Annotated in this window: 15 protein-coding genes and 1 riboswitch; of the genes, 11 read left to right on the forward strand and 4 right to left on the reverse strand. The window is 69.6% G+C overall.

The genetic code is table 11. The features are described 5' to 3' along the window. The first annotated feature begins 101 nt into the window (after positions 1–101). Entirely contained in the window at positions 102–326 is a 225-nt protein-coding gene (locus VM938_02800) for a helix-turn-helix domain-containing protein (GenBank protein ID HVF73954.1), read from the forward strand. A gap of 114 nt (positions 327–440) precedes the next feature. On the opposite strand, the gene VM938_02805 is transcribed toward VM938_02800, so the two are convergent. Continuing rightward, positions 441–977, reverse strand: coding sequence for a hypothetical protein (locus VM938_02805; protein ID HVF73955.1), 537 nt, complete (start codon positions 975–977; stop codon positions 441–443). A gap of 33 nt (positions 978–1,010) precedes the next feature. On the opposite strand from VM938_02805, the gene VM938_02810 reads away from it, so the two are divergent. The 6 genes from VM938_02810 (at position 1,011) to VM938_02835 (ending at position 6,053) form a co-directional block, all read left to right on the forward strand. Beyond that, positions 1,011–1,355, forward strand: a complete 345-nt coding sequence (locus tag VM938_02810; protein HVF73956.1) for a histidine triad nucleotide-binding protein — start codon at positions 1,011–1,013, stop codon at positions 1,353–1,355. Positions 1,356–1,379: 24 nt separating this feature from the next. Next, on the forward strand, positions 1,380–2,336 hold the full coding sequence (locus VM938_02815) for a PhoH family protein (protein HVF73957.1): 957 nt from the start codon (positions 1,380–1,382) through the stop codon (positions 2,334–2,336). Positions 2,337–2,343: 7 nt separating this feature from the next. After that, complete coding sequence (gene ybeY, locus VM938_02820; GenBank protein HVF73958.1) at positions 2,344–2,874, forward strand: rRNA maturation RNase YbeY; 531 nt, start codon at positions 2,344–2,346, stop codon at positions 2,872–2,874. Positions 2,875–2,891: 17 nt separating this feature from the next. Continuing rightward, positions 2,892–4,157, forward strand: coding sequence for a hemolysin family protein (locus VM938_02825; GenBank protein ID HVF73959.1), 1,266 nt, complete (start codon positions 2,892–2,894; stop codon positions 4,155–4,157). Then, positions 4,154–4,990 carry a GTPase Era gene (gene era / locus VM938_02830; GenBank protein HVF73960.1) on the forward strand — a complete coding sequence of 279 codons (837 nt, stop codon included), beginning with the start codon at positions 4,154–4,156 and terminating at the stop codon, positions 4,988–4,990. Before VM938_02825 ends, era begins: the two co-directional genes overlap by 4 nt. Positions 4,991–5,105: 115 nt before the next feature. Further along, positions 5,106–6,053 (forward strand): alpha/beta fold hydrolase, encoded by a 948-nt coding sequence (locus VM938_02835; GenBank protein HVF73961.1) that lies wholly within the window; start codon positions 5,106–5,108, stop codon positions 6,051–6,053. A 36-nt stretch (positions 6,054–6,089) separates the two neighbouring features. Here VM938_02835 and VM938_02840 read toward each other — a convergent pair whose 3' ends face one another. Together VM938_02840 and VM938_02845 are read right to left on the reverse strand one after the other, a co-directional pair. Beyond that, positions 6,090–6,842 carry a PIG-L family deacetylase gene (locus tag VM938_02840; GenBank protein ID HVF73962.1) on the reverse strand — a complete coding sequence of 251 codons (753 nt, stop codon included), beginning with the start codon at positions 6,840–6,842 and terminating at the stop codon, positions 6,090–6,092. Further along, positions 6,839–8,710, reverse strand: a complete 1,872-nt coding sequence (locus VM938_02845; GenBank protein ID HVF73963.1) for an ATP-dependent DNA helicase — start codon at positions 8,708–8,710, stop codon at positions 6,839–6,841. Before VM938_02845 ends, VM938_02840 begins: the two co-directional genes overlap by 4 nt. Positions 8,711–8,831: 121 nt before the next feature. Beyond that, a riboswitch (cyclic di-GMP riboswitch) is annotated at positions 8,832–8,911 on the forward strand. Between the two features lie 64 nt (positions 8,912–8,975). Here VM938_02845 and VM938_02850 point away from each other — a divergent pair. After that, positions 8,976–9,476, forward strand: a complete 501-nt coding sequence (locus VM938_02850) for a hypothetical protein (protein HVF73964.1) — start codon at positions 8,976–8,978, stop codon at positions 9,474–9,476. A gap of 74 nt (positions 9,477–9,550) precedes the next feature. Further along, positions 9,551–10,453: an LLM class F420-dependent oxidoreductase gene (locus VM938_02855; GenBank protein HVF73965.1), complete on the forward strand. Its 903-nt coding sequence runs from the start codon at positions 9,551–9,553 to the stop codon at positions 10,451–10,453. Here the strand turns inward: VM938_02855 and VM938_02860 are convergent. Beyond that, positions 10,441–11,337 (reverse strand): YhjD/YihY/BrkB family envelope integrity protein, encoded by an 897-nt coding sequence (locus tag VM938_02860; GenBank protein ID HVF73966.1) that lies wholly within the window; start codon positions 11,335–11,337, stop codon positions 10,441–10,443. The genes VM938_02855 and VM938_02860 overlap by 13 nt on opposite strands. Before the next feature lie 44 nt (positions 11,338–11,381). On the opposite strand from VM938_02860, the gene uppS reads away from it, so the two are divergent. After that, entirely contained in the window at positions 11,382–12,101 is a 720-nt protein-coding gene (uppS, locus tag VM938_02865) for a polyprenyl diphosphate synthase (GenBank protein ID HVF73967.1), read from the forward strand. After that, positions 12,101–12,814, forward strand: a complete 714-nt coding sequence (recO, locus tag VM938_02870) for a DNA repair protein RecO (GenBank protein HVF73968.1) — start codon at positions 12,101–12,103, stop codon at positions 12,812–12,814. The genes uppS and recO overlap by 1 nt, the downstream gene beginning before the upstream one ends. The last annotated feature ends 38 nt before the right edge of the window (positions 12,815–12,852 follow it).

The raw sequence follows: 12,852 nt of genomic DNA on the forward strand, positions 1-12,852 counted from the left end.
AGCCTTGGCGCCATCCCTCCCAGGCGCCCCGCGGGCAGGAAACCTAGCAGCACGGAAAGACATGAGGTACAGCAAACCGAGCACGGGGTAGGGTGAGGCATATGCCGGAGTCGCGCTGGCTGAGCACTGCGGAGGCAAGCGAGCGTCTGGGGGTGACCCTGCGCACGCTGTACCGCCTCGTCGACGAGGGGCGGCTGCCCGCCTACAAGATCGGCCGGGTCATCCGCATCAAGGAGGACGACGTGGCGTCGTTCATCGAGAGCGTGCGCATCCAGCCGGGCTCGCTCGGCCACCTGTACCCCGAGCCCAAGCCCACCGACGCGTAGGAGTCGCGCGGATAGGGCACCCGCCGCACGCCGTTGGTCGTTCTCGACGGCCTGCGGCCGCGAGACAGACGCTGTGCAAATTGGTCGCCTCGCCTATCGGCTCGGCTCGTGGCGTCAGCCGAGCAGCGTCACTTCGCTCACTGCGTCGAGCCGCACATGGGCCGCCGCCCCGTCGGCCCCGTCGAGGCGCAAGGCGAGCACGTCGCGGCCCACCGAGCGCAACTCCCCGTGCAAGGCGTCGTTGCCGTCGACCACCACCAGTACCCGCGGCCGTTCCGCGGCGATCCCCGCCAAGGCGTGCACCAGTCGGGTGCCGAGCGGGGCGACGCGGGTGGCGCCCGCCACGCCCGCGGTCGAGCGCACCACGGCCACGGCCCGGTAGGCGAGCAGCACGGGACGGTGGGCGTCGAGCACGAGGAAGTCGTCGGCCACCGCAACCACCGTGCCGTGATGCCGGCGCCCTGCCGTGGTCTGCACGGTGACGGCGGCGCCTTGCTCGGCCAAGTCGAGCACGAGCCCGGTGAAGCGGGCCTCCTCGTCGGCTTGGCGCCGGAGCCACGCTTCTTCGCTGCGCGAGCGAGCTTCGTCGGCGGCCCGCCGGTCCCCGGTCCATCTGGCCAGGTCGGCAAGGAGGCGTTCGACGTCGTCCATGGCGGTCCGGACCCTACCGAGTACGTTCGTGCCGTGAGCGACTGCCTGTTCTGCAAGATCGTCGCGGGCGACATCCCGTCGACGGCCGTGCACTCGACGGAGGCGACCTACGCCTTTCGCGACATCGAGCCGACGGCGCCCACCCACGTCCTCGTGGTGCCTCGCCGCCACATCGCCAACGCCGCCGAGATCGGTGCCGACGACGGCGACCTGTTGGCCGAGATGTTCGCCACGGCCCAAGAGGTGGCCCGCTCGGAAGGCATCGACGGCAGCGGCTACCGGCTCGTGTTCAACGTCGGCGACGACGCGCTCAACAGCGTCCCCCACCTCCACATGCACGTCATCGGCGGGCGTCGCATGAGTTGGCCTCCGGGCTGACGTACCCTGTTGCCAGAACGCTCCGTGTCCGCCACCCAGGTCACCGTCTCCGTCCCCAACCATCTCATGGCCGGTCTTCTCGGCCATCGTGATGAGTTGCTTCGCCTCATCGAGGACGCGTTCGCGGGCACGGCCATCCATGTGCGGGGCAACGAGATCACCGTTGCGGGCGCCGACGTGGAGCGGGCCGCTCGCTTGTTCGACGAGCTACGGCTGCTGCTCGAACAGGGCCACCCCCTCGACCGGGCCAACGTGGCCCGCACCATCGACATGGTGAAGGCCGACGAACGCCCGTCTGAGGTGCTGACCGCCGAGGTGCTCAAGTCGGCCCGGGGACGGACCGTGCGGCCCAAGACCAGCGGCCAGAAGCGCTACACCGACGCCATCCTCGAGAACGTCATCACCTTCGGCATCGGCCCCGCCGGCACCGGCAAGTCGTACCTGGCGGTGGCGCTGGCGGTGCAGGCGCTGCAGGCCAAGCAGGTGGAACGCATCATCCTGACCCGGCCCGCCGTCGAGGCGGGGGAGCGGCTCGGCTTCCTGCCCGGCGACATGATGGCCAAGATCGACCCGTACCTGCGGCCGCTCTACGACGCCTTGTTCGACATGCTGGGCACCGAGGCCGTGGGGCGGCTGATCGAGAAGGGCGCCATCGAGATCGCGCCGCTGGCGTTCATGCGGGGACGCACCCTCAACAGCAGCTTCATCATCCTCGACGAAGCGCAGAACACCACGCCCGAGCAGATGAAGATGTTCCTCACCCGCATCGGCTTCGGCTCGAAGGCGGTCGTCACCGGCGACGTCACCCAGATCGACCTCGACGGCGGCAAGTCGGGCCTGATCAACCTGGAGCAGATCCTGGGCGACATCGACGGGCTGGCATTCGTACGGCTGGGCTCGAAGGACGTCGTGCGCCACCGCATCGTGCAAGAGATCGTCAACGCCTACGAGACCGCCCAGTCGATGGGGATGAAGCCCTAATGCGTCTGTGGAGGCCCTTCTGATGGGCGTTGCCGTCTTCGCGGCCGACGAGCAGTCGTCGCACCCCGTCGAGTCGTTGCGCTGGGTGACACTGGCCGAGAAGGTCCTCCACGCCGAGGGCGTGCGGGGCAGTGCCGAACTGTCGTTGTTGTTCGTCGACGAGGAAACCATCGCCGATCTCAACAAGCGGTTCTTGGGCAAGGACGGGCCCACCGACGTGTTGGCCTTCCCCATCGACGAGGACCCGCCCGAAGGCGGTCGCTCGCCCGACTCCGGCGGCTCGGGCCCTGGCGTGGTGCCCGGCGAGGCCACCGACCTGCCCACCCTGTTGGGCGACGTGGTCATCTGCCCTGCGGTGGCGGAGCGCAACGCCCCCACGCACGCGGGCACCTACGACGACGAGCTTGCCCTGCTGCTGGTGCACGGCATCCTCCACCTGATGGGCATGGACCACGTCGACGAGGAGGAAGCGGCCCAGATGGAACGGCGTGAGCAGGAACTGCTCGAGAAGTTCCACCGCGCGGGCGGCCAAGGATGACCGGCACAGACATAGCCATGCTGGTGGCCATCGTCGGCCTCGTGCTGACGGCCGCCTTCCTGGCGCTGGCGGAGACCAGCCTCACCCGCATCAACCGAGTCAAGGCGCTGACCCTTCAGGAGGAAGGCCGCCGGGGGGCCGGCCTGCTCGCGCACCTGGTCGACCATCCAGAGCGCTTCCTGAACCCCATCCTCCTGATCATCCTCGTGTGCCACCTGGTCTCGGCCACCCTCGTCGGCGTGTTGTCCGAGCGCCTGTTCGGCGCAGTCGGCGTGGCGATCGCCACGTTCTTCGAGGTCGTCGTCGTCTTCGTGTTCGCCGAGGCGGCACCCAAGACGTGGGCGGTGCAACACACCGAACGCGCCGCGCTGATCTCGGCGCCCGTGGTCTCGGCCATCACCAACTTCCCGCCCGTGCGACTGCTGGCCCGCGGGCTCATCGGCCTGTCGAACTGGATCCTGCCGGGGAAGGGCTTGAAGCAAGGCCCGTTCGTGTCGGAGGAGGAACTGCTGGCCACCGTCGACGTCGCCCTCGAAGAGGACGTCATCGAGCGGGAAGAGCGGGCGCTCATCCACTCGATCATCGAGTTCGGCGACACGGTGGCCCGCGAGGTCATGGTGCCCCGGCCCGACATGGTTGCCGTCGAAGGCCGCGACCGAATCGGTGACGTCATGGAAGTGGCCATGGCCGCCGGCTATTCGCGCATCCCCGTCTACGAGCAGGGGATCGATGACATCTGCGGCATCGTCTTCACCAAGGACCTCATGCGGGCCGAGCGTGAAGGCCGCTCCGACATCGAGGTGCGCTCGCTGGTGCGCGAAGCGCACTTCGTGCCGGAGACCAAGCGGGTCAACGAGCTCATGCGGGAGATGCAGCACGACAAGTTCCACATCGCCATCGTCATCGACGAGTACGGCGGCACCGCGGGCCTGGTCACCTTGGAAGACCTCATCGAGGAACTGGTGGGCGAGATCGTCGACGAGTTCGACGTCGAGGAAGCCAACATCGAGAAGCTGCCCAACGGCGACGTGCGGGTCAACGCCCGCATGCCCATCGACGAGGTCAACGACCTGCTGCACACGGCCATGCCGTCGGGCGACTGGGACACGGTGGGGGGGTTGGTGTTCAACCTGCTCGGCCACGTGCCCACCGACGGCGAGTCGGTCGCGGTCGACGGCTACCGGCTGACGGCGGAGAAGGTGCAGGGCCGGCGCATCGGCCGCGTGCGCATCGCCAAGGTCGATGCCGACGCGCAGTCGCAAGCGGAATCGCTGTCGTCGTGAAGTCGGGGTTCGCCACGTTCATCGGGCGGCCCAACGTCGGCAAGTCGACGCTGCTGAACCGCATCCTCGGCACCAAGGTGTCGATCGTCTCCGACAAGCCGCAGACGACGCGCACCCAGGTGCGAGGCGTGCTCAACCGGCCCGACTCGCAGATCGTCTTCGTCGACACGCCGGGCATCCACAAGCCCCGCACCGTGTTGGGCGAGCGCTTGAACGACACCGCCGTCGGGGCGCTGGGCGACGTCGACGTGGTGCTGTTCGTGATCGACGCCACAGCACCGCTCGGGCGCGGCGACCGGTTCGTGGCGGCTCGTGTGCCGCCGACCGCGTTGTGCGTCGTCAACAAGATCGACAAGGCGTCGCGTGACGAGGTGCTCCAGCAGTTGACGGCCGCGGGCGGACTCGAGTTGGCCGAGTACTTCCCGGTGTCGGCCAAGAGCGGCGATGGCCTCGACGAGTTGGTCGACGCCATCGAGAGCCGGTTGCCTGAGGGGCCCAAGTACTACCCCGACGACATGATCACCGACGTGCCCGAGGCCTTCTGGGTGGCCGAGTTGGTGCGGGAGCAGTTGCTGGCCGTGACCCGGGAAGAGGTGCCGCACTCCATCGCCTGCCGGGTGACCGAGTGGGAGTGGCCCCGCATCCGCTGCGAGATCATCGTCGAGCGCGACTCCCAGAAGGGGATCGTCATCGGCAAGAACGCTTGCGTGTTGAAAGAGGTCGGCATCCGGGCCCGGGCGCAGTTGCCGGAAGGCGCCTACCTGGAGCTGTTCGTCAAGGTCGACAAGGACTGGCAGGACCGGACGAAGGCCTTGGAGCGCCTGGGGTACTAGGTGGACGGCGAAGGCTTCACCGTTTTCTTACTTCCAGGGTTATCACGACATGTGATCGCCACGACTTCCTGCTTCGATGCCTGCTGGGAGCCGATTGTCCGGGAGGTACGTGCAGGTGAATGCCGAGGCGAGGGACGCAAGTGCCGATGTAACCCCCGAACGGGTGACCTTCACGGCGAATGGCGAGGAGGTCGTCGGGTACCTCTACCTGCCGAGGAACGAGAGCCCGCCGCACGCGTGCCTCGTGATGGGGCACGGCTTTTGTGGCACCCAGGGGCTTCTCACCGCCCACGCCGGGGATTTTGTCGGCGCGGGGATCGCCGTGTTGACCTTCGACTACCGCAGCTTCGGGGAGAGCGGCGGATCACCCCGGCAGATCATCGACATCAAGGGACAACGCGAGGACTGGCGAGCGGCGATCGGCTACGCGCGGTCGCGACACGAGATCGACGCCGATCGGATCGGCCTGTGGGGCAGTTCGCTCGGCGGTACGCACACGATCTTCATCGCCGCGGACGACCCGAAGGTCGCTGCGGTGGTGGCACAGATCCCGTATGCGGGCCCCCCGAAGGAGTCGGTCGGCCGAACGAAAGCACAAGTCCGCAAGATCATGTGGCTGGCGCTCAAGGACCGGCTGCGCGGGATGCTCGGTCGGTCGCCGCTTTACGTCGAGGCCATCGGCAGCGCGGACGAAGGGGCCATCCTGGTGGATCCCCACGCGATGACGGTCGTCGAGTCCCTCGACCCCGAGCACGCAAGAACGTGGAAGAACCAGGTGGCTCCCCGTATCGTGTTCGACCTTCTCGGGGTCAAGCCGGTCAAGGTCGCGCACAAGGTCGCGGCTCCGCTGCTCGTCACGATCGCCGAAGGCGACACCGAGGCGCCGATCTACCTCACCCGCGAGCTCGCTCGTCGCGCACCTCGCGGTGAGGCCGACGAGTACCCCACCACGCACTACGAGATGTACCAGCCGCAATGGCGTCAGAAGGCACGCGCCCGGCAGATCGAATTCCTCCGGAAGCACTTGCTGGGGATCACGGAGCCGCTCTCCACCGCAGGCTGAGAACCGGCACGCCCGTCGGCGGTCGCTCCGCAGGTCTTATGTACTCGGGAGTGCGTCCAGTGGCCCCACCGGGCCGTGGCGGGCGAACCACTCGTAGCCGTACACGGCGCCGAAGGCCTGCACCGGTAGCTGCATGACCGCGGCAGTCTCGGGGATCTGGCTGCCGTGGGCGGCCATGGCCGCCCGTTTCACGTCGAGCACCGAGCGCACGTCGACCGCCAGGTCGATGAGCAGCGTGGGCATGCCGATGGTCGACGCCGCCAAGCCCAGGCCCTCGACCCTGCCCCCGCCCGCTTCCACCACCAAGTGCGTCTCCACGAAATGCAGGTACTCGCGGTCGACCGTGGCGTCGTAGCGCACGTCGACACCGGCCAGCTCGCACGCCCGGCGCCCCACGAAGTGGGCCTGCACGTGGTCGGGGTGCCTGTAGATGCCCCACTCGTCGTACGTCACGAAGGCGTCGGCCGACTCCTCCGACAACACGGCTGCCACCGCCTGCGCCGCGTCCTCGAGCGGCGCCCGGCAGAACGCATCGGGCGCCTCGTTCCCGGGGTCGCCCGCCATGCCCGAGTCGCGCCAGCGCAGGAACTCGACCCGCGCCACTCCCAACAACCCGGCCGCTGCGCACGTCTCGGCCATGCGCTGCTCGGCCGTCGCTCCACCCAGCTCGCCGCCCGTCGCCACCACCAGCACCACCCGTACGCCCGCCCGGGCCAGCAGCGCCATGGTGCCCCCGGTGAAGATGGCCTCGTCGTCGGGATGGGCGTGCAAGAAGACGACGCAACTCACAGGGGTCGGCCCGCCAGCGCTTCCGCCAAAAAGGCCTCCACGTCGGCCCGGTGGCGCGTGCGGCGCATGGGCGGTAGCGCCCGCACCAGGTCCCATCGGTAGTTGGCTTTGGCCAAGCGGGGGTCGAGCACGGCGACCACGCCGCGGTCGGACGACGAGCGGATCAGCCGCCCTGCCCCCTGCGCCAGCATGGTGGCCGCCCGCGGCAGGTCGACCTCTCGGAACGCCGCGGCCCGCGCCCGGTCGCGCCGGGCCTGCATGAGGGGCTCGTCGGGGCGGGGGAAAGGGATGCGGTCGATCACCACTTGCGACAGCGATACCCCGGGAACGTCGATGCCCTGCCAGAAGCCCATGGTGGCGAACAGGCAGGCGTGCTCGTCAGCGGAGAACGCCTCGATCAGCGCGGGCTTCGGCAGGTCCGACTGCGTGAGGACCGTCCACGGCACCTTGTCGCGCAAGGCCTCGGCGGCCGCCTGCATGGCCCGCCACGACGTGAACAGCGCCAGCGTCCGCCCACCGGCCAAGCGCAGCAATGCCTCCAACTCCTCGTGCAGCGCGGCTTCGTACGACGCCGCCCGGGGGTCGGGGAGGTGGGCGGCGCAGTAGAGCATGGCGTGTTCGGCATAGGGGAACGGGCTGCCCACGTCGAGCACCGTGTGCCCATCGGGCGGCAGCCCGAGCCGCGCCCCCAACGCGGGCGGGATGGTGGCGCTGGTGAGCACGGCGGTGACCGAGTCCCACAGCCGGTCGGCCAACAGCTCACCGACGTCGATCGGTGCGATGCGCAGCACCGGCGCGTGCGCAGGGCCTTCGACCCAACTGACATAACCCGCTCGCTCCTCCAGCACGAAGGCCAAGTCGCCCGACAGGTGGCCTGCGGCCTGCATCGCCCGCGCCCGCTTGGGGTCGTCGGGCTCGCCCTTGCGAATGGCCGACAAGGCCTTGGCTGCTCGTTCGCCCGCCAGTCGCACCACGTCGGCCACCTCGGCGCCCAGCCCCGAAGGCAGGCGCTTGCCGCGAAACGGCGCCAGTGCGTTCTCCAGCCGCAGCCCGGCACCGTCGAGCTCGTCGAGGGCGGGCATGTCGGCGGGGTCGACCACGGCCCGGGCGTTGCGTACCAGCGACCGGAACCTGCCTGCGCCGAGCTCCAACCCCAACGAAGCGGCGGCGATGTCCTCCAGCTCGTGAGCCTCGTCGAACACCACCACGTCGTGCTCGGGGAGCACGTGGCCGCCCGACGCCAGGTGGGCGCCGTAGAGGTGGGTGTTGACGACGATGACGTCGGCCACCTCGGCCCGCTGGCGGGCCTGCTCGGCGAAGCAGTCCTCGCCCGACGGACAGCGCGACGCACCGGGGCAGTCCATGGCGTTGACGCTCACGCCGGCCCATGCCCGCGGCTTGGGCTCGAACGACAACTCGGCCCGATCGCCGGTGGCCGACGTACGCCCCCACTCGATGAGCTGCGCGATCTCGCGGCCCAGGTCGCCCACGTTGTCGTCGAGCTCCAACTGGTCGTCGCCGCCCATCACCTCCCGAGCCCGCTGGCGGCACAGGTAGTTCGACCGCCCCTTCACCACGGCGAACTCGAAGGGGGCGCCGAGGTGGGCGGCCAGGAACGGCAGGTCCTTGTTGGCCAACTGGTCCTGCAGGGCCTTGGTGGCGGTGGCAACGACCACGCGCTTGCCGCTCAGCAGCGCGGGCACGAGATAGGCGAGCGACTTGCCGGTGCCGGTGCCCGCCTGCACGACGAGGTGGCGCTCTTCGCTGATGGCGGCGGCCACGGCCTCGGCCATCTCCCGCTGGCCCGGCCGGTCTTCGCCCGCGCCGAGGGCGCCGACGACTCGCTGCATTCCCTCCGCCACGCCCACCCCAGCGACGGTACCGCGGCGGGCCGGGCCGGCTCGTGTGGTGTGGCCTGACTAGTCCCTCCGGGGGGTTCGCCAAATGGCCCTCCGCGACTGGCCCGTACCACCCGATGTGATGGGGGTACCCACGAAACGGCATCCCCGGGGCGACCCGGGTGCGCAAAGCAACCGGCCTCGAAACAGCGAGGCAGCGGGGCTACCGAATGGGGGCAGCGGCATCGCCCTCCGTGGGTCGTTACGGCGAAACGACAACAGAGAGGCACACACAATGCGAGTAGGGACCTTGCTGGGCAAGTTCGGCGCGGCGTCGGTGGCAGGCATCATCACCCTGGGCGGCGGCTTGGCCTTCGCCGAGGTCGGCGAGCCCACCACCACCGACACCGTCGTCGAGGAGGGCGAGACCGTCACAATCCCGTCGGACGGCGGCGAGGTCATTGCCCCGACCGAAGGCGAAGTCACGCCGACCGAAGGTGAGGGCGGCGAAGTCGTCGTCGTCGAGGAAGGCGGCAGCGAGACCGGTGGCGAAGTGATCGTCGTCGAGGAGTCCGAGGTCGTCGTCGAGGAGCCCGTCGTCAAGGCGCACCCCGAGAACCACGGCAAGTACGTGTCGGAGACGGCCAAGACCGCGCCCAAGGGCAAGGGTGGCGTCCACGGCAAGGCCGTGTCGGAAGTGGCCCGCTCCAACCAGGGCAAGAAGCACGCCACCGAGGAAGCTCCGGCCACCTCGGCGGCCAAGGCAAGCGGCAAGGCCAAGGGCGGCAAGAAGTAACGGCCCGACTCCTTCAGGCAAGGGCCGCCCTTCGGGGGGCGGCCCTTGTTCGCGTTCTGGGGCAGTGTGGCGGGATGCTCCTTCGCATCTTCACCGAGCCGCAGCAGGGTGCGTCGTACGACCAACAGCTCGCCGTTGCCCGCGTCGCCGAGGATGAAGGCTTCGACGCCTTCTTCCGCTCCGACCACTTCCTACGCATGGGCGGCGGCGACGGGCTGCCCGGCCCCACCGACAGTTGGGTGACGCTGGCGGGCCTGGCCCGCGAGACGTCGCGCATCCGCCTCGGCACCCTGGTCACCTCGGCCACCTTCCGGCACCCGGGCCCGCTGGCCATCGCCGTGGCCCAGGTCGATGCCATGAGCGGCGGCCGGGCGGAGCTCGGCTTGGGCGCCGGGTGGTTCGACGCCGAGCACCGCGCCTACGGCATCCCCTTCCCGCCCACGGCGGAGCGCTTCGAGCGCTTGGAAGAGCAGCTCGCGGTGATCACCGGCATGTGGTCGAACGAGCGGTTCTCCTTCGACGGCACCCACTACCAGGTGGCCGACTCACCGGGCCTGCCCAAGCCCGTGCAGGACAAGCTGCCCATCGTGATCGGCGGCTGGGGCGCGGTGCGCACGCCGCGCCTGGCCGCCCGCTACGCCGACGAGTTCAACGCCCCGTTCCACGACGTGGACGCCGCTGCCACGCAGTTCGACCGAGTGCGGCGAGCGTGCGAGGCCGCGGGCCGCGACCCGGCCACGATGATCTTCTCCGTCGCCGTCACAGTGTGCTGCGGGGCCGACGACGCCGAGGTGGCGCGCCGGGCCGAGGCCATCGGCAAGCCCGTCGACAAGATCGACGTGGCGGGCACGCCCGCGCAGATCGTGGAGCACCTGGCCGCCTTCGGCGCCGACCGCGCCTACTTGCAGGTGATGGACCTCGACGACCTCGACCACATCCGCCTGCTGGGCGCCGAGGTGCTGCCTCAGCTGGCCTGAACGGCGTCGCCCGAGCGGCTGGCGGCCACGGGCACGGTGCCGGGCACCCGCGGCAGTTCGATCTCCGCCGTCACCGTGCCGTGGTCCTCTTCCCAGCGCACCACGTTGAGGACCGAGGCGTAGACGACCAGGCGCCCGAAGAACAGCAGCCAGGCCAGGATGGCGAAGACCACGCCGATGGAGCCGTACAGCGCCGACGACCCGGCCACCGCCATGGGCACGTAGATGCCGCCGAGCAGCTTGAGCAGCTCCAGCCCGACGGCCCCGAGCAAGGCGCCCGGCAGCAGGGCCTTCCAGCCGATCTGGCGGTTGCACAGCGTGTGGAGGGTCCAGAGCCACAGCACCACGTCGACGGCCAGTGCCCCGAGGAGGACGACGGGGGCGGCGGGCCCGGGGAGCAGTCGCAAGCCGGCCGTCAGGAGGAACGACGCCCCGAAGATGACGATGGCGCCTCCCAGCCACAGCAACCCGTAGAGCTTGTCCTTCAGCCCCCGCCCTGTGACCTGCCACACCGAGTTGAGCGACTGCTCCAGCGCGGCCACCAACCCGAGCCCGGACCACATGAGGCCCACGAAGCCGACGATCGTTGCCGTGCGGCGGCTTCGCTCGGCGGCGTCGATGGCCGACGTCACCGCCTTGGCCGCTTCGCCCCGCAACCCAAGCCGACCGATGACCTCGCCGGGCAGGTCGCTGGCCTGCGACGAGAAGAACCCGATGATGCCGGTGAGAGCCACCAGCAACGGGAACAGCGACAGGAACGCAGCCAGCGTCACCGCCGCGGCCAACGACCCGCCGTGCACCTCCGAGAAGCGCTTTTGCACCCGCAGGGCCGTCGCCGCCCACGCCCATCGGCTGGTAAACGGCGCGAGCAGGCGATCGATCACCTTTGGCACTTACCCCTGGGCGCGCGCCGAGTACCGTCCGAGGCGTGGACCTCGACGACATCGACTCCGGGCGGCTGCCCGTCCATGTCGCCTGCGTCATGGACGGCAACGGGCGGTGGGCGCAGAAGCGGGGCCTGCCGCGCACCGAGGGCCATGCGGCGGGGGAGGAGGCGTTGTTCGACACCGTCGAGGGCGCTCTCGACCTGGGCATCAAGTGGCTGACCGTCTACGCCTTCTCCACCGAGAACTGGCGCCGGCCGGTCGACGAGGTGCGCTACCTCATGGGCTTCAACGAGCGGCTGCTGGCCACCCGTCGCGACGAGCTCAACGACAAAGGCGTGCGGGTGCGGTTCGCGGGCAGGCGCGACTGGCGGGTGCCCCGTCGGGTGCTCAAGCGCATGGACGAGACGGTCGAGCTGACCAAGCACAACCGGCGCATGACGCTGACGTTCGCCTTCAACTACGGCGGGCGGGTGGAGATCGTCGATGCCGTGCGCGCGCTGGTGGCCGAGGGGACCCCGGCCGACAAGATCGACGAGAAAGCCATTCGCGCGCACCTCTACCACCCTGACATGCCTGACCCCGACATCGTGGTTCGCACGTCGGGCGAGGTGCGCATCTCCAACTTCTTGTTGTGGGAGTTGGCCTACAGCGAGCTGGTTTTCACCGACGTGCTGTGGCCCGACTTCCGGCGCCAGGACCTGTTCGAAGCGGTGCGCGAGTACCAGCGCCGTGACCGCCGCTTCGGGGGCCTGGAGGCGTAGTGCTGTACCGCGACCAAGGGGTGGTCCTCCGGACGATCCGCTTGGGCGAGGCCGACCGCATCGTCACGTTTGTGACCCAAGCCCACGGCAAAGTGCGGGCGGTGGCCAAGGGCGTGCGTAAGACCAAGAGCCGCTTCGGCTCGCGGTGCGAACCCTGCAGCCACGTCGCCGTGCAGTTCTACGAAGGCCGCGAGCTCGACATCGTCACCCAGGCCGAGACCATCGACCACTTCCCGGCCATCCGCGGCGACCTCGACCGCATGGGCAAGGCCCAGTCGCTGCTGGAGGCCGTCGACCAGGTGGCCCAGGAACGCGAGCCCAACCCCCGCCTCTACACCATGCTCGTCGGCGCCTTGCGGGCGTTGGCCGCCGACGACTCGCCGCTGGTGGTCCCTGCGTTCTTCTGGAAGCTGTTGTCGGTGGAAGGCGCCCACCCGCTCCTCGACCAGTGCGCCGGGTGCGGGGCGCCCGACGACCTCGTGGCCTTCGACATCGGCCAAGGCGGCGTGTTGTGCCGGGGCTGCCGACAAGGCCAGGCCATCAGCCCCGAGGCACTCGACTTGGTGCGCCGCATCCTCGGCGGCGGGCTAGCCGAGGCGCTGAGCGAGCCCGCGTCGGCAGCGACCTTCGAGGTCGAGCACCTGGCCGCTCGGGCCATGGAGTCGCACCTCGAACGGCGGCTGCGCTCGCTGCACGTGCTCGACCGCGGCTGACCCACCCCAGCCGTTCCGGTCCGTGAATCCGGCGCTCA

The organism is Acidimicrobiales bacterium (assembly GCA_035536915.1).
GTDB lineage: Bacteria > Actinomycetota > Acidimicrobiia > Acidimicrobiales > JAHWLA01 > JAHWLA01.